Raw genomic sequence first — 20,630 nt, forward strand, 5'->3', positions numbered from 1 at the left:
TCCCTAACGTTCACTGAACTGCAAAAGTTGGAAGATTAAATAGAAGATTTAATTTGGATTATGAGCTCAAAATTTTATTGGGCTCATTTCATTTAAAGTTCAATCTATTCTTTCCTTTTTGTAAAACTGAAGATAATCTTGAATATCCGATTTAATTATAATTAAGAAGCTCTTCATTACCTCACCATCAAGACAGTTAGCCTGTCTGTAGAAACACTCTTTTCATTATTTTGTTTCAATATTTTTTAATCCATAGGCATCTTAAATTGCGCCCTGTTCTCAGAATGAATTAGCAATTTCTTTGTTTTGGTATTTTTAGCACTACTTTTTTTAGGATAGTATCCACCTGTCCAAAGTTTGGTAATTCAGAAAGTTGATAACTGATTATTTATTTCACAAGTCCAAAATGGCAGATAGTTAAAGTCTAATGCCCTTCGAATAGTGTCTAACTTTTTGAGAAACTTACGTCTGGTCCTTTTTTTAACGCTTTAGTGTAAAGTGGCCTGAATAACTTTTATTCTTACTTGGACGCTTTAGCACAAACCAATAGTCCGAAGCTGGCATTAATTTGCCATTATAAGTACCGTCCCAGCCTATAGAATCCGAATCCAATGATGCTAGTTGTTTTCCGTACCTATCATATATGAGTATTTCAAAGTCTCTTTCTGAACTTGGAAACTTTATTTTCCAATAAGGATTATGGCTATCACTATTAGGTGTAAAAAACTTAGGGTAACCAAGTACAAAAACAGATTCGGATATGATACCACATCCATTCTTATCTCTTACATATACGATATATTCACCTTGCGTTAAATTAGAAAAAGTGCTGCTGTCTTGATATATAAAATCATCTATTGAAAATTCATAATCACCAAGCCCTTCCGCAATAACAGAAATGCTATTTATGGTACTCCATTCTTCAACTTCAATATCAGTAATAGTTGCTGTATTGGACGCTATGACGGTAAATGTCTTAGTTGTATAACATGATATTTCTGGTACAGTATTATAATTTCTAATAACATCTACCGAGTATGTTCCTGTTGAGTTTACCAAAATAGATGTTGAAGTTTGCCCTGTGGACCAATTATAATCATCAAAACCTTCTTCTGCGTTCAGTTCTAAGGGTTGATTCTCACACAGATAAAGTGTAATATTTTCAACAATATCTGGTCTCTCTAAAATATTTAAGTCAAAAGAAGTTATATCGAAACAACTTGAATTGAAATTATTTTGTAAACGAGCAAATATGGTCTGCGAACTTGACGCATTGTAATTAAAATCTAGTGGGTTTATACCACTAATTGCATCGCTTTCAGAATCAAAGAATAATACAGAAAAATCTTCACTACTCTGATTACCAATGATTTCATCAATCTTTGTGTTCAAATCAAATAAAGTCAAACCATCATTGTCAACATCTTCACAACTTATATAATCTATGGGAGTATTAGCCACTGGTATTTCATAAATTATAATCTCCTCTGATAGCGTTACAGATTGCCCTACAATAGTTGCGTCTACCGTTACTCTATATGACCCTGGATTCGTGTAGATATGTGTTGGACTTAAAAGATTCGATGTTGTTCCATCATCAAAATCCCAAAAAGCAGAACTTACGTCGACCTCTGAAAATAGTTCAAATATAGTTTCACTTCCTAAGCACGTATTATTTGTATTAAATGTAGCATTAAAAAGGGATTGTACGAATGGAGGTAGTCCCAATTTCGCAATCCTTCCACCAAGATCTACAGCTCCTATTTGATAATTTGAACCTAAGCCTAAAGTATTGGGATTTTCTATAACATCTATTGCTGTTTTCTCTGAATTACTAACATAAATTTTACCATCAATAGCGAGCTGTAATGCACCTAGTACATTATTACCCTGATACAAAATAGTATCAGAATTAATTATGTCTTGGGCATTTGTATGTGTAATATCAAATTGATGTAATATGGAACTAGGTGTATTGGTGTTAAAATTAAAATCTTTATCTGTTACATATAATAGCTTGCCATCAGGTGAAAACTCTACACCATAAGCTCCAGAAGTAGATGAAACTTCGTTAAAGTAATCACCAATTAAAATAGGATTCGATACTATACCAGTATTATCATTAAAATCAAAGATTTCGATATTGCTATTTTCACCACCAAACTTGGCACTTGCTAAACGTTTACCATTTGGAGATATCTTTAAATAACCAATTGTATTTGCGATATTTGGATTAAGCACTCCAGGGTTTAAATCTCCATGAACTGTTCCGACCGAAGAGACAACTGGATTTTCATTAATACCAGAAGGTGTAATTTGATATGCTAAAAAGTTATTATTTCCCCATTCGTGAGCTAAAATCCAAAAATCTGTTCCGTTAGCGTGTTGAACAGCAGAAATTTTTTCGGCGGTAGGTGTCATAAGCTCTATATTTTTAGCTGTAGTAACATCACCATTACCATTATTAAGACTCATATCTACAATTGAATACCTAAAACCATCATCACCTGCAGAACTATCTACTGTAAAAACAAAATATATAGTTGATGATCCTGGTTGAGGTATAATTATACCCGACTGAGTACTTGATGGATCTCCCAAAAGCCCAAAACCATTGGACATTTGGTTATGATTTCTATCCCATATAGAAATACCATCTGTATAAAAAAGTAATTGACCGTTTGCATCAGATATAGTGCCACAGCCTTCATTAGTGACAAGTTCTCCATTTAAATCTAGCAATGGTTCTCCTGTACTAAAATCAAGACCAGCATTAACTCCAAAGTACCAATATGTAGCTTCGCCTTGAGCCATTATTTTCGCATGACAAAGTGCTACTACAGTAAGTAAAAATGCAATTCTTTTCAAAATATTTTTTTAATAGATAGCAACTCTTTATGACTATGAATAGAACTTAAAAATAAGTAATACCTCATTTCTCATTTACAATTTTTCTTCAGTTCTACTAAAATACAATTATTTTGTAGTGTTTACTACAAAAAATATGGTATTAGTATTGCAATTTAAGCCTAAAAATCTTGTTAATATTCTGTCAAATTGCAACAGGTTTATCTCAAAATGCTTTTTGTTTATTACCTTTACATCGTAACAGAACTGCATGCGCAACTTACTCATTCTATTTTTATGTCTAACTACAGTTAATGGCTTTGGTCAAGACAGTACTGCAACAAAAACACCCGCTAAAGTTAAAGGGACTATAATTAGCTCTTCTACTGATGCTCCTTTGGGTGAGGTAAATATTGTAAATATCAATCAAGTAAAAGGCGTAGCAACTGATGACAATGGTGTGTTTGAAATCTCAGCAAAAGCTAATGACACTTTACACTTGTCTTATATTGGTTATAAATCTATAAAAGTTAGAGTGACAAATGACTGGCTAAAATTTGGTAATACAGAAATTGTGATGACCGAATTGGCTTTAGCATTAGAAGAAGTAACCGTAAAGTCACTAGAACTAACAGGTTATTTAGAGGTAGATATGAAGCAAGTTCCTATTCGATCTAACAACCAATACAGAATTTCTGGTTTGTATGGCACAGGCTATGAGGGTGGTAAGAGGAACATTGCGACCAAAGTACTTGGTGCTATTTTTAATCCTGCAGATTTCTTATATAATATGTTTGGTAAAAAGCCGAACGAGATGCACAAGCTTAAGAAAATGAAGGAGGATGATGAGATTAGAAATCAATTAGCCACACGTTTTGATAGGGAAATGCTTTTAGTCTTACTACAAGTTACAAAGTTTGATTTGGACGAAATCGTCAACCAATGCAACTATTCAAAAGACTTTATAAACACGGCTAATGATCTTCAAATATTAGATGCTATAAGCGAATGTTACGAAGAATATAAAGTAATTAAAAAGAGTAAGGAGCGTAAAAACAAAAAGAAAAAAGGAAAAGCTTAATTACACCGAGTTAGTGTCTCAATACCTGAATAACATTCTATTTAAGATAGACCTTTAAAGTTTATAGCTCCTGCACTAGTTGAATATTATTTCCACAAGTATCATTAAAAACAGCCACTTTTACAGTGCCCATTTCTGTTGGTTTCATACTAAATTCTACATCTAGCTTAGTCAAACGTTCATATTCTGTATCAACATTTTGAACATCGAATTGAGTGTATGGATATCCTGCTTCCATCAACGCATCTTGGTAAACTTTAGACGGTTCAAAATGATTCGGAGCTGGTTCTAATAATAGTTCTGGTCCATCCTGCCATTCTGCTGAAACTAAGGTTAACCATCGATTTCCGCCTCCTAACGGAAGGTCTTTCTTCTTTATGAAACCCAGTTTTTCTGTATAAAACTTCAGAGCTTTTTCTTGATCTCGAACGGGAATACTAATTAATGTTACTTTCATTTGCTACTATTTATTATTTTTCATTGGTCACATATGATGTCCGATAACAATCACGTCGCATGATTCAAAACTGACAATGGCATTCCATCTTTGTTTAATTTTTAATCAAAATTCGGAATTCTTAATTTATTATGCTTCTCGAAAGTTGCTCTTTTTGAAATTCTGAAGGGGATTTTCCTGTTTTTGTTTTAAATAAAGTACTAAAAGAACCTAAGCTTTCAAATCCAATAGCAAAACAGGTTTCAGTTACCGACATTCCATTTATCAGATGTACCTTAGATTTCTCAATTCGTTTGTCTATTAAGTATTGTCTTGGAGTTTGTCCATAATATTTTTTGAACAAGCGCAGTAAGTGATACTTTGAAACAAATTGCATATGAGACAATACATCCAAATCTAAATTGTCATTATAATTATTTTCAATGTAGTTTTTAATACCAATTACAGTATTAATTTGTCCTTCATTTGAATAAACAATACTTCGAATTCTATTAAGTTTTTTCTCGTAAATCGTCATTATTCAGATTTCTAAATTACTACCAATTAAGCCTTAGAATGCAGAGCTACTCTATTCCCTTCAGAATCTATAAACACTCCCATACAACCATGGTCTTCTGATATTTTGGTCTTCTCTTGGTAGATTTTTCCGCCAGCCGCTTCTACTCTGCTGAGTTCAATTTGAACATCATCTGACATAAAATAAACAATTGTTCCTTCTTTACTAGGAATATAAGACTCTTGCTTTATTAAAGTGCCTGTGGCTCCATAAGCTCCATTATTATCAGGGAACCATCCCATTTTTAGTCCACCAAAATCTACATCTCTAATGTTTATTTTAAAAACAGTTTCGTAGAACTTCTTAGCGCGTTCCATATCATTTACAGGAATTTCGAACCAACCTATCATAATCTAAATATTTTTTTTATGAAACAGTTTCATTACCAGGAGCACTCACCATCCATTGAATACCAAATTTATCTATAACACTTCCAAATTTTCCGCCCCAAAACACCGCTTCAAAAGGCATTGTTACTTTACCTCCTTCCATTAAACCAGAAAATATGGCATATCCTTGTGCTTCATCATCGGCTGAGATACTTACATGAAAGTTGTTTCCTTTGTTTAAAGGCATATTAAAATCATCAGATGCTTTTAACTCACAACCATTATCAAAAGTAATGGTGGTATGCATTATTTTATTTTCAATTTCAGGTTTACAGTACTCAGGTGGTCCATCTTTGTAACGCATCACCATCTGAAATTCACCATCAAAAATAGCTTTATAGAAATTCATTGCTTCCTCGCAATTACCATCAAAAGAAAGGTAGACATCACATTTCATATCTATTGATTTTTAAGTTAGACAAGTAAGTTACAAAATTATGGAGTATCGTAAAAGCGCTCTACTATTTCATCATAGCTTTTTATTGTCTTCTTAATCCAGTCTAACAACTTTTCATTTCGCTCTTCTTCAGTAAGTTGCCATTTAATAGTAGATTTTCGTAATTGCGCTGTGACATGCTGAAGTATAATTGCTGCAGACACAGAAATATTTAAACTTTCGGTAAACCCAACCATTGGTATTTTTAAAAAACAATCTGCATTATCTATTACTTGCTGTGATAAGCCTTCTGTTTCTCTTCCAAAGAAAAAGCATGACTTCTTAGTAATATCAAAATCTATTAAATCAGAGTCTTGTGCGTGCGGACTTGTAGCTACAATTTGGTAACCGTTTTGTTTTAAGTCTTCAATGCAGCCTTTAGTTGTGTGGTATCGATTTAAGTCTACCCACTTCTGTGCTCCCATAGCTATTTCTCTATCAATACGCTTTGAATTAACTTCTTCAACAATATTGACTTCTTGTATACCAAATACATCGCAAGATCGTATCACAGCACTTGTGTTGTGCAGCTGATATACGTCTTCTGTTGCAACCGTAAAATGTTTGGTGCGTTGAGCCAATACGTTTTGAAACCGTTCTCTGCGATTATCCGTGAGGTAAGTTTGTAAATATTCTAAAAGTTTTAAATCTGGCATGACTCAAAAATACGGAATGTCATCTAGAGCGAAGCGAAGAATCTCAATACAAAATAGATTCTTCAGTCACAAAGTTCCTTCTGAATGACGGAAATTTGATTATTTTTAGTACATGAAAAAACACATCGTCGTATTAACAGGTGCTGGTATGAGCGCAGAAAGCGGAGTAAAAACGTTTAGAGACCATGATGGTTTATGGGAAGGGCACGACGTTATGAAAGTGGCTTCACCCGAAGGTTTTAGACAAAACCCTGAATTGGTTTTAGATTTTTACAACCAAAGACGGAGACAGCTCAAAGACGTGAAGCCTAATGAGGCACACAAAGATATAGCTTATCTTGAGCAAGATTTTAAAGTCACAGTTATTACCCAAAATGTAGATGATTTACATGAACGTGCAGGAAGCACAGACGTTTTGCACCTTCATGGCGAATTACGAAAAATACGAAGCACAGGAAATTATAACGATATTAAAGTATGGACAGAAGACATTAATCTTGGTGATTTATGCGAAAAAGGCTATCAATTACGACCACATATTGTTTGGTTTGGTGAAGATGTTCCTGAGATTGAAACTGCAGTTAAAATCTGCTATGCCGCAGATATTCTTGTCATTATAGGCACAAGTATGCAAGTCTATCCTGCTGCAAGTTTAATGGATTATGTACAACCAGATACTCCTATTTTTTATATAGATCCTAAACCAGCTAGTGTTAATACTACTAGTGTCACTGTTATTTCAAAATCTGCTACTGAAGGTGTTAAAGACCTAATAGAGCTCTTAAAATAAATTGCACTAAAATTATAACTAAACTAATCATCTGCGCTCAATTTAAAAAACTCATTTACAGACTTACCAAACACATCCGATAGCTTTAATGCTAAAACCGTTGATGGCACATAGCGATTAGCTTCAATAGAATTTATAGTTTGCCTAGAGACACCTATTTTTTTTGCTAAATCGTCTTGAGTTAAGTTTAATATGGCACGTTCTACTTTTATAGTATTCTCCATTATCTATAACGTTTTAAGGTCTGATAAAACGCTATCTGAATTAAGAACATAAAACTTAACAACTGAAAATCACCAAGCTGCTTATAAGCCTCACCTCCATTATGTACAAGATTAGAAACACCGAATTCTATATAAGGCATAACAATAGCATATACAACACCAACAATAAACGCTATAGCATAAGACTGCGCTCTTAAGGCTATTGTCATTTCATCTTCTTCTTTATCTCTTGCCAAAGAAATGCATAATAAACCAATAATAAAGATGGTTCTACCTATACTTCTAATCATTTCTGCATATTCTGGGAATTGTTTTCTTACAAAGAACAGTACAAATGCTAAAACCAACAAGACCACTCCTAACCACTTAAATGACGTTGGTAGTCTAAAATCTAATATTTTCTGTATGCGATGACGTTCACAATCAACAAAACTTTTTTTATTCATAATTGACAAGTATATTTTATATTAAGTAAAATTATTTTTACTATATGACAAATATACTTTACATTTTTGAATTTACCAAATGATTTTATTGAAACTTGACTTTGTAAATATTTTCTACTAACTTCGTTAACGTCTGATATAAGGCATTGAAACGGCCTCATATCACTAAGTTGCCAACAATTAAGGAAAAACTCAAAAATGAATAAAACATCAATAATTGGAGGTGGAATTGGAGGACTAGTAACAGCTTTGTGTTTTGAGAAATTAGGTATAGAATACAAACTTTACGAAAGAGCAGAAATATTAAGAGAAGTTGGAGCTGGAATTTGGCTATCACCAAATGCGCTTCAAGTTATTGAATGGATTAATCCTAAAATATTAGAGGATATACAGAATTCTGGAAATACGTTTAATAGAATTTTAGTTGCTGACCACAAACTCAAACCAATATCGGATTCTAGCCAAGAATTTATAAAGGAAAAATTTGGATATACTACTATGGCAATCCATAGGGGGAAACTGCAAAAAATTCTTTATTCTTATTTAACGAAAGAAAATATTATTCTAGATAAATCCTTTGTTAGCTATTCTCTAAATTCTGATGATTCATACAAAATTAATTTTCAAGATAGCTCTAGTGTTAATACAGAATCGATTATTGGAGCAGACGGAATAAACTCAAATGTAAGAAAGCAATTATTTCCTAAAAGCACATTAAGATACTCAGGACAAACCTGCTGGAGAGGTGTTGCAGATTTTGAAATTGATAGTCAATTAGCCTCTACAGGGTTTACACTTTGGGGTAAAAAACTTCAATTTGGAGTATCTAAATTAGAACAAGGAAAAACGTATTGGTTCGCTGTAAAATTAAGTGAACCAAACTTAGAGGATAACAGAGAAGTTCTAAAATCAAAACTGTCTGAAATGTTTTCTGAATTTCATCCTCTCGTTAATGATTTAATTAATAACACCTCAGAAACGAAAATTATTAGAGGAGATTTATCAGATTTAAATCTACTGAATACGTGGTATGACAAAAATATATGTTTAATTGGAGATGCTGCTCATAGTATGACACCAGATTTAGGTCAAGGAGGTGCACAATCAATAGAAGATGCTTATTATTTAGCAAACGTTATAAAAAAATCTACAGATTTTGAGAAAGCATTTGATAAATTCTATACTTCAAGAAAAAGTAAAGTTGAAAAATTAGTTAAACAATCAAGAACGACATCAAAAATTGCCATTACCAATAGACCTCTTGAAATTATTAGAAATTTTGTTTTTAAATATACCCCACAAAAGTTTATGAAAAAACAAATGATAGATTTATATACAATAGATAAAACTGTTGCCAACAACGTATAAAATTAATTGCTTAGTACGAGCCTACTTACGAAAATCCTCACGAAACTACACACAACAGCATGTATAGCGAATGAGGAGCAACAATGACTCTACGTGAGGCTCCCCTCACTGCGCCATACACAGTGGACGTTAACGAAATTGAAAAATCACTTATTTTTCTCAGCAATCCACTTACTCATATACTTAGTACTCTGAAGTGTTTGGTGCATTAATAATTGTCCAACAAAGTTATTTTGACGATGTGTCTTTAAGCCATTTGAAAGCTCTTTTATTCTATTTAAAAAACCAGATTCAAAATCTGTTTTATTGAAACGTTCATTTAAAACTTTAAAACCAAACTCTTGTTTTCTTTTCCAAGTTTCAGAATTGTTATAAAGCTCTACTGCATTCAAAACAAATTCATTAGAATTGTCTTCTATAAAACCATTATGTTCAAGTTCTCCAAACATACCTTCCGCTGCAATACTAGACATAACACAAGGTGTTCCATTTTGCATAGCATCTACAAGTTTACCTTTTAGTCCTGCTCCAAAACGTAAAGGCGCTAAGCAAACCTTAGCCTGTTGCATCACTGTATGAACATCTTCTGCAAAACCTTTTATTAAAAACCCTTCTTTTTTATTGTTTAACTGTGTTACTTTTTGGGATTCATAAGCTCCGTAAATATGTAATTCTGTACCGATAGCTATCGGGAGCAATTGTTTTCTAATTAATGGCCAAATAGTTTGTTTTAAATATAAAACCGCATCATAATTAGGTGCGTGTAAAAAATTGCCGATAGTGATGAAATGCTGTCGTGCTTCAAAATTTGGTAGTTGTTTTATTTCAGCTGTAGTCCCGATAGCCATCGGGATTGGTTCTAATAAAAATGGTAAATAAAAGAGTAAACTTTTATCGATTTTAAACTGGTTGGTTAGAATTTCTATTTCAGCTTCAGAAATTATTAAACTTAAATCGCAACGATAGATACTGGCAATTTCGCGTTTGGTAATATCGTTGTATAAATGTTTTACAGAAACGTCTACATTATCCTTTAAAGCCAATTCCCTAGCCTTTCGCAACCCATGGAAATCTTCTGTATCTAATATTCGTAAAGCCTTAGGACATTGCTCTGCAACGCGCCAACCATATTGTTCTTCAGTCATAAAACGATCAAAGAGCACAACATCTGGGTTCAATTCAGAAATAAAAACATCAAAAGAAGAATCGTTTAAAAGGATTGACTTGGTTTCAACAGAAATACTGTTTAAATCAAATGTATTATCTGAAGGATTTGCTGCAGAAGCAAATAGCACCTCATAACCTTGATTTTGAAATTGTTCTATCAACTGAAGCATTCTACTGCCAGCAGCAGAACTTTTAGGTTCTGGCCATACAAAACCAATAACTAAAAGGTTGTTATGAGACATAACAACCTTTTAACTGAAAATTACTATTTCCTCTATGACAAAATGGAAGACACATTTTTATTCGACTTATTCTTTTAAATAAACAAAACGTTCCAAGCGCTTAAGCTCTTTATCATCTACATATTTTCCAATCTCTTTTCTAAATTGTGCCAAATTTGCATACGGTCTGTATTCTTCAAATTCATGAGTCATTTTTTTACCAACGCCTGGTAAGGCTTTAATATCGTCTTCTGAAGCCGTATTTAATTCAACAGGAACAAATACGTAATTTAAATAACGTTGTACTTCACTTTCATCTACATACTTCCCTATTTCTCTCTTAAACTGTTTTACACTTATGTAAGGTCTATACTCTTCAAACTCATGTGCCATTTTATCACCAACACCGGGAATCATTTTAAAATCAGCTTCAGCGGTAGTATTCAAATTAAAAGGAACGAACATTTTTTTATAAAGTGTTTCTTTATTCTCTCCTTCTAGCAAGGCATCTAAATCTTTCATACCAAGAAACGGTCTTTGTTCTAAAATCTGACCCACAATCTCTGACGAAAGTCCTAACCCTTTTAAATCTTCTTCAGTAGCTAGATTAGCATTTAAAACTGTATTGACTTCAGCTTTTACCTCTGTTTTTTCTTCTGTTTCTGTGGTTTCAACCGTAGTACTTGTTTCCTTTTTTTCTTCTTCTGAATTTTTACAAGATGTAAAGCTTGTGCTTATTAAAACGCATACTGCTAAGAACTTTGTTATATTTTTCATTGTTTTTTATTTATAAGTATTAAATATGAATAACCAATTAATGCTAAAACTATCATACTAAATGGTGCTAACGTTGGTAATGCGCCAGATAGACTCTCTAAAAATAAATCCCAACCATTTGCCGTCGGCCTAATTTCTAACTCAAACTCATAGTTGGCTATTAGGTGTAAATAAAATCCATAGGCACCGCTAAGTGCTGTTATTAATAGAATCAATTTAAATATACCCTTAACTAATCTCGTTCTTAAAAAAACCAAAAGAACAGCAATTAATATAATTGAGCCGATACATAGTATCGGAATGAGTTGTAATATACTTTCATAATGATGTAGAAGATACAATTCTAATATTGTACCTACCATCATAAGCACAAAAGCAGATAAAATAACTTTCTTTAAACTCAAATGATTTATCGTATCTTTTTAGATTAATATGAAGCTGTAAAATTACATACGAAACCTTGGAAATAAAAATTATTTAGATAAATTCTAAATAAATTTTAGCAAGTCTAACAAAGCTTAAATTTTCAATTAGTAATTTTGATATTTTAGTACATAAGCTCAATTATCTCGATCATAAAAAAGCAAATTCAATTTTGACAAAAGATCAACTCTATTTAGAACTAAACTATGTAAATCATTCGCGCGAAAAACGATTGCAATATGCGAACTTGGTTATTGACAATCCAGAATTAATTACACCACTCTTAGAAATTCTCTTTGAAGTAGATGATAAGATTTCTTGCAGAGCAGCTTGGGTATTTGAGTTTATGTGTGGCGAAAAACTTGAAACAATTATACCACATCTCGATGTGTTTACTCAAAATGTATCAAAAGTTCATTTAGATCCTGGTGTTAGACCAGTAGCTAAGGTTTGTGAATACTTAATTAAAGCGAATTATTCTAAGGAGAATAACGCCATAAAATCTCATCTATCAGAAATACATAAAGAAAAAATTATTGAAGTCTGTTTTGATTGGATGATCAATGATGAAAAAATTGCTCCCAAAGCATACAGTATGAATAGCTTATATTTACTAGGCACAGAGTATGATTGGATTCACCCAGAACTAGCTATTATTTTAGAACGCGATTTTCAGATGCAAAGCTCAGGTTTTAAAGCTAGAGCACGACATATTTTGAAGAAGATAAGACAGTAACTAGTCCAAAGTGGCTAGTATTGCGTCTGTCGTAAAATAAGCTTTGTAGAAGACCACAAACTGAAGACTGATACTATAAACGTTATACTAACATACTTTTCACTTTACACTAACATACTTAAAACTATCTTTCCTATCTTTGAGGCTTCAAAATTCAAAAAAACAAATGGCACTTTCAGCACTTAACGCAATTTCACCAATAGATGGCAGATATAGATCTAAAGTAAACGCTTTGGGTAATTATTTTTCTGAAGAAGCATTGATTAAATATCGTGTTTTAGTAGAAATAGAATATTTTATTGCATTGTGCGAATTACCATTACCTCAATTAAAGCCTGTTTCTAGCTCGGTTTTTGAGGATTTAAGAGCCATTTATAAGAATTTTACAGCTGTTGATGCTTCAGCTATAAAAGAGATTGAAAAAGTTACCAATCACGATGTAAAAGCCGTTGAATACTTCATTAAAGAAAAGTTCGACGCTTTAGGCTTATCAGGTTATAAAGAATTCATCCATTTCGGTTTAACGTCTCAAGACATTAACAATACAGCAATTCCCTTGAGTATTAAGGATGCTATGAACGATGTTTATGTACCAGAATATTTTTCACTTTTAGAAAAAATTGAAAGTTTAGCCGAGGATTGGGCAGACATTCCTATGTTAGCCAGAACACATGGACAACCAGCCTCTCCTACTCGTTTAGGAAAAGAGATAGAGGTATTTGTAGTGCGATTGAAGGAACAATTCAATTTATTGAATGATGTACCAAGTGCTGCTAAATTTGGTGGTGCCACAGGAAATTTTAATGCGCATAAAGTGGCTTATCCTAATATTGATTGGAAAGCTTTTGGAACTCAATTTGTACAAGAGAAATTAGGGTTGCAACATTCGTTCCCAACCACTCAAATAGAACATTACGACCATGCAGCAGCTTTATTTGATGGTTTAAAGCGCATCAATACTATAATCATAGATTTAGATAGAGATATATGGACGTATGTATCCATGGATTATTTTAAACAAAAAATAAAGAAAGGTGAAGTGGGTAGTTCTGCAATGCCACATAAAGTGAACCCAATAGATTTTGAAAATAGCGAAGGTAATTTAGGCATAGCCAATGCTATTTTTGAGCATCTATCTGCAAAGTTACCAATCTCAAGGCTGCAGCGTGATTTAACTGACAGTACAGTGTTGAGGAATGTTGGTGTTCCTTTTGGACATACACTCATTGCATTTAAATCGACATTAAAAGGTTTAGGCAAATTGTTATTGAATGAATCTAAATTTGCGCAAGACCTAGAAAATAATTGGGCTGTGGTAGCTGAAGCCATTCAGACGATATTAAGACGTGAAAGTTATCCAAACCCTTATGAAGCTCTAAAAGGCTTAACAAGAACTAATGAAGCTATAACACAAAGTTCTATTTCTAACTTTATTGATACTTTAGAGGTTTCTGATGCTATAAAATCAGAATTAAAAGCGATTACTCCTAGCAATTATACAGGTATTTAGTATTTGAATCTGTGAAATTTATTCCAATAACCAAAGATTCTATTGCATTGACCCTTGCTACTATTCTAGTACTTGGTCTGTTTGTTTCTGGTTTGTTTGAAATCCTTGATTACTTTATTGTAAAAGCATTACTATTCTTAGGTTTTGGAAGTTTATTCATTTTAGCTTTAAGTTTTGCTTTACGAAATGAAAGCAAAAAAAATCGCCCTGAAGATACACTTCAAGACGATTCTCATTAACATTTAAATAATTTGTCAGTTTTATTTAAATACGTTTTATTTAAAGAAATCTGTTAGACCGTTTAGATTAGTATCATCAAAATCCATGTCTTTTAAAACAGATTGTAAAGACATTAATTTACCAGCATTCATATCATCTCCAAGAACTCTAGCAACTAAAAAGCCTTTATCCTTAGCGTTTCCAAAAATTATAAGTTCATCTATACTTTCTACTTCACCTATAAATTTTACTGAAAATTTTCCATCTTTACTATTACCACCTCTCATTAATTCTTGATATTTTGAATCTTTCAAAATAACTTTCACCTTCTCCAACTCAGTTTTATACTCCTCCTTATTATCACCACCTATTTTATAGGCCAAAACATTAAGTTTATCAACAGATTCATAAGCTTCTTTTTGCTCATCTGTTAGTTCAACGTCTTCAACGTTGATAAAGCTAGCAGGTATATCACCAGATATAAATCCTGACTTTAGTTCATTGTCTACAAAGTAGGTCTGCAATGTTGGTCCTTGGTTACAACTTGTAAAAGCTGCAACCAAAAACAACACTACCATTGATTTTTTGATTGATTGTATCATGTGTTTTTTCTTATTGTGTTTTGATAGTCACATGCAGTTCGCTATTAACCATTCTTTTAAATGATAAAACTCTTAGCATGCTCGTGTCATAATTATTAGTTTTTACTTTCTCCTGCTTTCTTTAACTGCTCACCACCAGGAATATTCATCTGGTTTGTTAATTTTGAAATCTGTCTTAAATCAATATCTCCTGTTAAAGACATAATCACAGTTTCAAACTCGCGCTTTTCACCATTAATTTCAATGTTTTGACCCTTAGTCATTTCCTTAAGACCAGTAATAAACATCAGTAATTCTTTAACATGATTTTCGTCTTTTCCTTCTTTCACATAGAATTTAACTGTTTGGTCACCATCTTTAATTCTCATTAATTCTTCTAGATCTGATGATTTTAAATATTTCGTTACTGTAGAATTCATATCTGTTGATATTTTTTCATCTCCAGTTGTAAATACTTTAAAGCCAGTTATATTTTTAGCCATTTCTACATACTCTTTAGCTTCTGGATCATCTATATCCATTCCCATAGTAGCTAACATTTTAAACATTTTCTGATTCAAAATAACTGAAGTTACTCCATCAAGGTCTTCAAACTTATCAAATACACTCTGACTGAATCCTGTTACTGACATTAGCATTACTGCTACAATTACTATAATTTTTTTCATAATTTCTTGTTTTTAATTCTTTAATAATTTGTTTGTTGTTTTACTTAATTCTTTAACGTGGCTGGCTTTTTCAAGTCCAATATTAAAATTTTCTGAAGCCAAACTCAAAGTATTTATACTTGAAACTCCATCGTTAAAATTACTAGAAAGCATTGCCAGTGCTTCTTTAGTTTCAAGATACATTTGTTGTTCTTCAACCGTATATTGATCTAAAGTTTTTGGTCCATTCCCTATTGAAGGAATTAAAAACCCAAGCATAAGAACTGCAATAGCTGCGACAGAAATCCACTGATATAATCTAGTTTTTTTAGTGTTTAATGGAACGTCTTTGGTATACTGCTCTTGTTTTGATACAGAAAAGTATTGAAACAGTGGCTTGTAATGCTCTAAATGTGGCGCTACATCATCGCTTGAGAAATAAGCTTTTAATTGGGCCTCTTCCTGTAACGTTGTCTCAGCATTGTTATACTTCTCTATTAATTTTTCTATATTATTTAATACCATATTGATGTGTATTAGTTAATTTTTCTCTTATTGTTTTTCGTGCTCTAGATAAAGAAACTCTTATAGCCGTTTCATTCATGTCTAACATTTTAGCAATCTCAGCAAAATCGTATTCTTCTATATCTCTTAATTGCACTATTATTTTTTGTTGTTCTGGTAAATCTTCCATTATTTTAGAAACCCAGTCCATGCTATCTTTAGCTTCAACTTGTTTTTGTAATGACGAATTACCATCCGTATAATTACTGTGAACAATTTTTAAGTTTTGAGCTTGTTTCGATTTTAAGCGATCTAAGCAAAAATTCTTTGTCATTGTCATAGAAAAGGCTTCTACATTTTTGTATTCACCTATTTTCTGCTTGTTCTTCCATAATTTCAATAGTATCTCTTGCGTGGCATCTTCTGCTTCTTCACGAGAAACCAGTAATCGTTTGGCTAAACGAAATACTTTATCCTTAAATGGCATTACTAAGCTTACAAAATCTGCCTGCTTCATTACTTTTGGTTGATTGGTAAAGTCGGTATTTAGTCGCCTTCATTATTACGACGATACACTTTACAATTTGTTACAAGTTGAAGTTATTTATTCCTTTTCTTTTACCTACGAATTCGCATTTTGTACCATAAACTCATCATTTTTTGCTTCCGTAACTCATGCTATGCAACCAAAAACTGATCTCATTACGGCACAAAAGCCTTTATTCTCGGCAACAAACAAAAAGATTAAATAACTTCAGTTTTTTTATTTATAATAATGTAAGTAAATTTAGAGTTTTACTAACTAAAGTAAAAAGATTGCTATTTTAAAAAAGAAACGATGAGAAATTTGAAACTATTGCTACTTAGCTGTATTGTAGCTTTTACAATTACGAGCTGTTTTGAAGATTTAGATGATAATATTACTACTACTTCCGCATTAGACATTAATGATTTTGTATGGAAAGGTATGAATGTTAATTACTTGTATAAATCTGAAATTCCAAATTTAGCAAATGACAGATTTTCTTCTAACGAAGAGTACACTGAATATTTAAGTGATTTTAATGCACCAGAAGATTTATTTGAATCTTTAAAATATTTACCAGAATCTGTAGATCGGTTTAGCAGAATTTACAGCAACTATTTTGATTTACTGAACGCTCAACAAGGTATAAGTCTCAGTAACGGAATTGAGTTTAATTTATATTTCGTCCCAGGAAGCGATACTGAAGTATTTGGAGCTATTACCTTGGTACTTAATAATAGTGTTGCTGATGATTTGGGATTAGAAAGAGGTCAAATATTTAGAGCCGTTAACAACGAAAATCTTAATGTAGATAATATTAATGATTTACTAACCACAGACTCTTATACTTTAAATTTTGCTGATTACGACAATAACGGTACATCTGAACCTGAAGACGACACCATTACTTTAAATGGCGAAAGCACCGAACTTACCAAAGTAACTTACACAGAAAATCCTGTTCATAAAGCAGAAGTTATCAGTTTAACTCCATCTATTAAAATTGGTTATTTAATGTATAATGGTTTTAGAAGTAATTTTACCAATGAATTAAATGCTGCGTTTGGTGAATTTAATACTGCTGGCATAAGTGACTTGGTCATCGATTTAAGGTACAATGGTGGAGGTGCTGTACAAACAGCTGCTTATTTAGGAAGCATGGTTACAGGACAATTTACAGGTGAAGTATATTCAAAAACCTTTTACAATGAAAGCTTACAGAGTTTAAATAGAGATTATCTTTTTGCAAATACAATCGAAGGAGCAGGCGCAATTAATAGTCTTAATCTATCTAAAGTTTATGTCTTAACCACTAACAGAAGAACAGCCTCGGCAAGCGAACTATTGATTAATAGTTTAAAACCTTATATAGATGTTGTTGTTATTGGAGAAAATACAGTTGGCAAAACTCAAGCATCCATTACGTTGTATGATTCACCAACTTTCGGGTTTGAAAATGTAAATCCTGGTCATACTTATGCCATACAACCTTTAGTCGCAAATTCTACAAATGTAAATGACCAACTAGTTCCTAGTGGTGGATTAATTCCAGATATACAAATAACCGAATCACCTAGTACCTTAGGCACACTCGGAGATATTAATGAACCGCTATTAGCAACTGCTATCGTAGACATTCTAACTAGTGATCGTTCACTAAACAGAGCTAATGACACTTTCAATTTTAGACTTTTTAAGATAAGTAAGACACATCCATTGGAGCAAGACATGTATATAGATTAAAAAAAGCCGCTATAATGCGGCTTTTTCTTTTTATAAACTAAGGTTAAATCCGAGATTAAAACCTCTACCTCTGGTAGAAAAACCGAATAATTCTTGATAATCTTCATTGAAGATATTAGTAACATTTGCGAACACTGTCATTTTACTATTGACTATTTTATGACTGATATAAAAATCTAATAGTCCATAAGAATCTAAAGTAACAGCATCGTTTTCAAAAGTTGTATTATTAAATACCACATCTTCCCTATCGTCATTAAACTGATAAGATAAACTCATTAATGTAACTTCACATAACTGATAATCTAATCGTGTATTAATTTTAATCTCAGGAATTCGTAAACTTAAATCCTCATCCAAAGAGGTATACGTTCCATTAAAATTTAAATTTAGGTAATTTGTCAATTTAGCTTGTGCAACAAACTCTAAACCACTAGCCGTAAAAGATTCTTCAATATTTTGATACTGAAATACAAAACCTCCAGTATCTATAAAATCTATAAAATGCTCTTCATTTCTATTGAAATAAACTAAACTAAACGAGGCCATATCTTTAATTGAAACTTCAGCACCTACTTCTATAGTTTGATTTTCTTCTGGTTTTAAATCAGCATTTCCAAAACTAGGTTCAAACAATTGAAATAAAGATGGTGTTATAAAAGCAGTACTATAACTGACCAAACTTTTTAAATGTCCGAAATCTAAATCTACTTTATAAGAAGGGTTAATATTGTATACAAAATGACTACCATATTCACTATGGTTATTTAAACGTAGACCAGCATTTACATTCAGTCCAAAATCAGAAACGTAAACAACATTTGCATAAGGATCTGTAATCGTAAATTGAGCATTATCAGGATTTATAGATTGGCTAAAATCAGCTTCACCAAAAGGAATAGAGAAACTTTCCATTTTATTGTCTTGATAATTAATACCTAGTACAGTATAAAATTTATCATTAAAGTTGTATCGGTTAAAAGCATCAACAATAACACTTTGAGCATTAAATAGAGACGGAAAACTCGATTCGATTTCGCGTGCAACATCATTATACGCAGCATTTACTGTAATGCTTCCATTATTATATTTAAACTCTGGTGAAACACCTATTCTATATTGTTTTGATGCGGAATGGTTATCAGCATCCATCATTCCAAAACTATCATCAAAATCGACATTAAAACTGTCAAAACTTGCATAGGTATTAAGTTTAAAGCTATCACTAAACGTATAGCCTAACTTTAAATTTCCGTTAAAGCTATTAAAAGCATCAGATTCAGTTCCACTTTCAATTGCCGACAAACCATCTGTAAACTGATGTCCAAAACTAGCCAGGTAATTAAACTTCCCAATAGAACCATTCATAGAGACACTGTTTCTAAAATCTTCAATAGCATAGTTACTTTCATCTGAAGACTGATTAGTACCGAGTGTACTTCTCAAGTTTAAATTGAATGGCTTTTTAGAAGCTTCCTTTAATTTAATATTAATCACAGCAGTTGCAGCACCAGTACCATATAATGTACTGGACGCACCTTTTAGAATCTCAATAGACTCTACCTGATCTGAATTTAATAAACGTAAATCATAATCGTTTGCAATTTGTGACGGATCAGTAACCTGTACTCCATCAATCATAATAAGGACTTGTCGATTTCTACCACCGCGAATAAAATAACTGAGATTCTGACCAGCATTACTGCGCACACCATTAATTTCTACACCAACGGTTCTGCCGATAATTTCTGCAATAGATTGTCCTTGCAGTTTTTCTAAATCTTCTGAAGTAATTTTGGTAATCACTTTACCTGAATTTTCGCGCTTTAATGCAAAACGAGAATCTGTAACAACTACTTCATCTAGCTTTTCAACTTTAACTGAATCTTGCTTTGTTTGTGCAAATCCAATGGATAACATACCCATACCAAGTATGCTACAAAACAGTTTTGTTTTGTTCATTTTAATTTTAATTGCTCGAGAACATACAGCGAACTATACGTAAACTTTTATCCCGAAAGTTTGACTTCTATGCTGAAATTGGCAGGTCTCCTGACTTGTTTTTTGTTACATTACCTTCCCAAGAATATCATTGCAAAGTTGACCCTTTAGTCAACTGTGACAATATCTCAGTGGTTTGAAGTGTGCAACAACTCTATGAAAAGATGCTAAAATGAATTCAGCATAAAACTTACAGTTGCGGGAACAGTTCTGGATTTGAAAATTTATTCGCACCAGATTCCCTTTTAATCTAATCGGTTTACGATTAGAACCTAATTTCGTCGCAAAACTAAACATTTTGTTT

General features: G+C 32.4%; 23 protein-coding genes and 1 riboswitch. Of the genes, 7 read left to right on the plus strand and 16 right to left on the minus strand.

Going from position 1 to position 20,630, the window contains the following annotated elements; all coding sequences use genetic code 11:
- Nucleotides 1-480: 480 nt before the first annotated feature.
- A complete protein-coding gene (locus tag SJY34_RS05125) occupies nucleotides 481-2,868 on the minus strand; it encodes a T9SS type B sorting domain-containing protein (protein ID WP_400079565.1) in 2,388 nt (795 codons plus the stop codon).
- A 250-nt stretch (nucleotides 2,869-3,118) separates the two neighbouring features.
- Here SJY34_RS05125 and SJY34_RS05130 point away from each other — a divergent pair, with 250 nt between their 5' ends.
- Nucleotides 3,119-3,928, plus strand: coding sequence for a carboxypeptidase-like regulatory domain-containing protein (locus SJY34_RS05130; RefSeq protein ID WP_400079568.1), 810 nt, complete (start codon nucleotides 3,119-3,121; stop codon nucleotides 3,926-3,928).
- A 61-nt stretch (nucleotides 3,929-3,989) separates the two neighbouring features.
- Here SJY34_RS05130 and SJY34_RS05135 read toward each other — a convergent pair whose 3' ends face one another.
- From SJY34_RS05135 to SJY34_RS05155, 5 genes are all read right to left on the minus strand, one after another.
- Nucleotides 3,990-4,385: a VOC family protein gene (locus SJY34_RS05135; protein WP_400079571.1), complete on the minus strand. Its 396-nt coding sequence runs from the start codon at nucleotides 4,383-4,385 to the stop codon at nucleotides 3,990-3,992.
- A 121-nt stretch (nucleotides 4,386-4,506) separates the two neighbouring features.
- On the minus strand, nucleotides 4,507-4,902 hold the full coding sequence (locus SJY34_RS05140; protein ID WP_400079574.1) for a helix-turn-helix domain-containing protein: 396 nt from the start codon (nucleotides 4,900-4,902) through the stop codon (nucleotides 4,507-4,509).
- Nucleotides 4,903-4,928: 26 nt separating this feature from the next.
- Nucleotides 4,929-5,291, minus strand: a complete 363-nt coding sequence (locus tag SJY34_RS05145) for a VOC family protein (protein ID WP_400079576.1) — start codon at nucleotides 5,289-5,291, stop codon at nucleotides 4,929-4,931.
- A gap of 16 nt (nucleotides 5,292-5,307) precedes the next feature.
- Nucleotides 5,308-5,727, minus strand: coding sequence for a VOC family protein (locus tag SJY34_RS05150; RefSeq protein ID WP_400079579.1), 420 nt, complete (start codon nucleotides 5,725-5,727; stop codon nucleotides 5,308-5,310).
- Nucleotides 5,728-5,765: 38 nt separating this feature from the next.
- Nucleotides 5,766-6,422: a TrmH family RNA methyltransferase gene (locus tag SJY34_RS05155; RefSeq protein WP_400079582.1), complete on the minus strand. Its 657-nt coding sequence runs from the start codon at nucleotides 6,420-6,422 to the stop codon at nucleotides 5,766-5,768.
- 112 nt (nucleotides 6,423-6,534) lie between these two features.
- Here SJY34_RS05155 and SJY34_RS05160 point away from each other — a divergent pair, with 112 nt between their 5' ends.
- Nucleotides 6,535-7,212 (plus strand): SIR2 family NAD-dependent protein deacylase, encoded by a 678-nt coding sequence (locus tag SJY34_RS05160; protein WP_400079584.1) that lies wholly within the window; start codon nucleotides 6,535-6,537, stop codon nucleotides 7,210-7,212.
- A 23-nt stretch (nucleotides 7,213-7,235) separates the two neighbouring features.
- Here SJY34_RS05160 and SJY34_RS05165 read toward each other — a convergent pair whose 3' ends face one another.
- Nucleotides 7,236-7,436 (minus strand): helix-turn-helix transcriptional regulator, encoded by a 201-nt coding sequence (locus SJY34_RS05165; protein WP_400079587.1) that lies wholly within the window; start codon nucleotides 7,434-7,436, stop codon nucleotides 7,236-7,238.
- On the minus strand, nucleotides 7,436-7,882 hold the full coding sequence (locus SJY34_RS05170) for a hypothetical protein (protein WP_400079589.1): 447 nt from the start codon (nucleotides 7,880-7,882) through the stop codon (nucleotides 7,436-7,438). Before SJY34_RS05170 ends, SJY34_RS05165 begins: the two co-directional genes overlap by 1 nt.
- Nucleotides 7,883-8,080: 198 nt before the next feature.
- Between SJY34_RS05170 and SJY34_RS05175 the strand changes: the two genes are divergently transcribed.
- Nucleotides 8,081-9,250, plus strand: coding sequence for an FAD-dependent monooxygenase (locus SJY34_RS05175; protein ID WP_400079592.1), 1,170 nt, complete (start codon nucleotides 8,081-8,083; stop codon nucleotides 9,248-9,250).
- A gap of 146 nt (nucleotides 9,251-9,396) precedes the next feature.
- On the opposite strand, the gene SJY34_RS05180 is transcribed toward SJY34_RS05175, so the two are convergent.
- The 3 genes from SJY34_RS05180 to SJY34_RS05190 all read right to left on the minus strand — a co-directional run bounded on the left by SJY34_RS05180 (nucleotide 9,397) and on the right by SJY34_RS05190 (nucleotide 11,819).
- Complete coding sequence (locus tag SJY34_RS05180) at nucleotides 9,397-10,659, minus strand: glycosyltransferase (RefSeq protein ID WP_400079595.1); 1,263 nt, start codon at nucleotides 10,657-10,659, stop codon at nucleotides 9,397-9,399.
- Between the two features lie 66 nt (nucleotides 10,660-10,725).
- On the minus strand, nucleotides 10,726-11,415 hold the full coding sequence (locus SJY34_RS05185; protein WP_400079597.1) for a hypothetical protein: 690 nt from the start codon (nucleotides 11,413-11,415) through the stop codon (nucleotides 10,726-10,728).
- Complete coding sequence (locus SJY34_RS05190) at nucleotides 11,412-11,819, minus strand: hypothetical protein (RefSeq protein WP_400079600.1); 408 nt, start codon at nucleotides 11,817-11,819, stop codon at nucleotides 11,412-11,414. The genes SJY34_RS05185 and SJY34_RS05190 overlap by 4 nt, the downstream gene beginning before the upstream one ends.
- 191 nt (nucleotides 11,820-12,010) lie before the next feature.
- Between SJY34_RS05190 and SJY34_RS05195 the strand changes: the two genes are divergently transcribed.
- From SJY34_RS05195 to SJY34_RS05205, 3 genes are all read left to right on the plus strand, one after another.
- Nucleotides 12,011-12,574: an adenylosuccinate lyase gene (locus tag SJY34_RS05195; protein WP_400079602.1), complete on the plus strand. Its 564-nt coding sequence runs from the start codon at nucleotides 12,011-12,013 to the stop codon at nucleotides 12,572-12,574.
- A gap of 166 nt (nucleotides 12,575-12,740) precedes the next feature.
- Nucleotides 12,741-14,084 (plus strand): adenylosuccinate lyase, encoded by a 1,344-nt coding sequence (gene purB / locus SJY34_RS05200; protein ID WP_400079605.1) that lies wholly within the window; start codon nucleotides 12,741-12,743, stop codon nucleotides 14,082-14,084.
- Between the two features lie 11 nt (nucleotides 14,085-14,095).
- Nucleotides 14,096-14,323 carry a hypothetical protein gene (locus SJY34_RS05205; protein WP_400079607.1) on the plus strand — a complete coding sequence of 76 codons (228 nt, stop codon included), beginning with the start codon at nucleotides 14,096-14,098 and terminating at the stop codon, nucleotides 14,321-14,323.
- A gap of 36 nt (nucleotides 14,324-14,359) precedes the next feature.
- Here the strand turns inward: SJY34_RS05205 and SJY34_RS05210 are convergent, their stop codons facing one another.
- From SJY34_RS05210 to SJY34_RS05225, 4 genes are all read right to left on the minus strand, one after another.
- The gene (locus SJY34_RS05210) at nucleotides 14,360-14,905 is read right to left on the minus strand and encodes a DUF4252 domain-containing protein (protein WP_400079610.1); all 546 of its coding nucleotides are present in this window, start codon (nucleotides 14,903-14,905) and stop codon (nucleotides 14,360-14,362) included.
- A gap of 95 nt (nucleotides 14,906-15,000) precedes the next feature.
- The gene (locus tag SJY34_RS05215) at nucleotides 15,001-15,573 is read right to left on the minus strand and encodes a DUF4252 domain-containing protein (protein ID WP_400079613.1); all 573 of its coding nucleotides are present in this window, start codon (nucleotides 15,571-15,573) and stop codon (nucleotides 15,001-15,003) included.
- Between the two features lie 12 nt (nucleotides 15,574-15,585).
- A complete protein-coding gene (locus tag SJY34_RS05220) occupies nucleotides 15,586-16,077 on the minus strand; it encodes a hypothetical protein (RefSeq protein WP_400079616.1) in 492 nt (163 codons plus the stop codon).
- On the minus strand, nucleotides 16,064-16,573 hold the full coding sequence (locus SJY34_RS05225) for an RNA polymerase sigma factor (RefSeq protein ID WP_400079619.1): 510 nt from the start codon (nucleotides 16,571-16,573) through the stop codon (nucleotides 16,064-16,066). The genes SJY34_RS05220 and SJY34_RS05225 overlap by 14 nt, the downstream gene beginning before the upstream one ends.
- Nucleotides 16,574-16,894: 321 nt before the next feature.
- Here SJY34_RS05225 and SJY34_RS05230 point away from each other — a divergent pair, with 321 nt between their 5' ends.
- A complete protein-coding gene (locus SJY34_RS05230) occupies nucleotides 16,895-18,325 on the plus strand; it encodes a S41 family peptidase (protein ID WP_400079622.1) in 1,431 nt (476 codons plus the stop codon).
- Between the two features lie 30 nt (nucleotides 18,326-18,355).
- Here the strand turns inward: SJY34_RS05230 and SJY34_RS05235 are convergent, their stop codons facing one another.
- A complete protein-coding gene (locus tag SJY34_RS05235) occupies nucleotides 18,356-20,287 on the minus strand; it encodes a TonB-dependent receptor plug domain-containing protein (RefSeq protein WP_400079624.1) in 1,932 nt (643 codons plus the stop codon).
- Between the two features lie 62 nt (nucleotides 20,288-20,349).
- Nucleotides 20,350-20,617, minus strand: a riboswitch (cobalamin riboswitch).
- Between the last annotated feature and the right edge of the window lie 13 nt (nucleotides 20,618-20,630).

Source organism: Winogradskyella sp. R77965, assembly GCF_044594915.1.
GTDB lineage: Bacteria > Bacteroidota > Bacteroidia > Flavobacteriales > Flavobacteriaceae > Winogradskyella.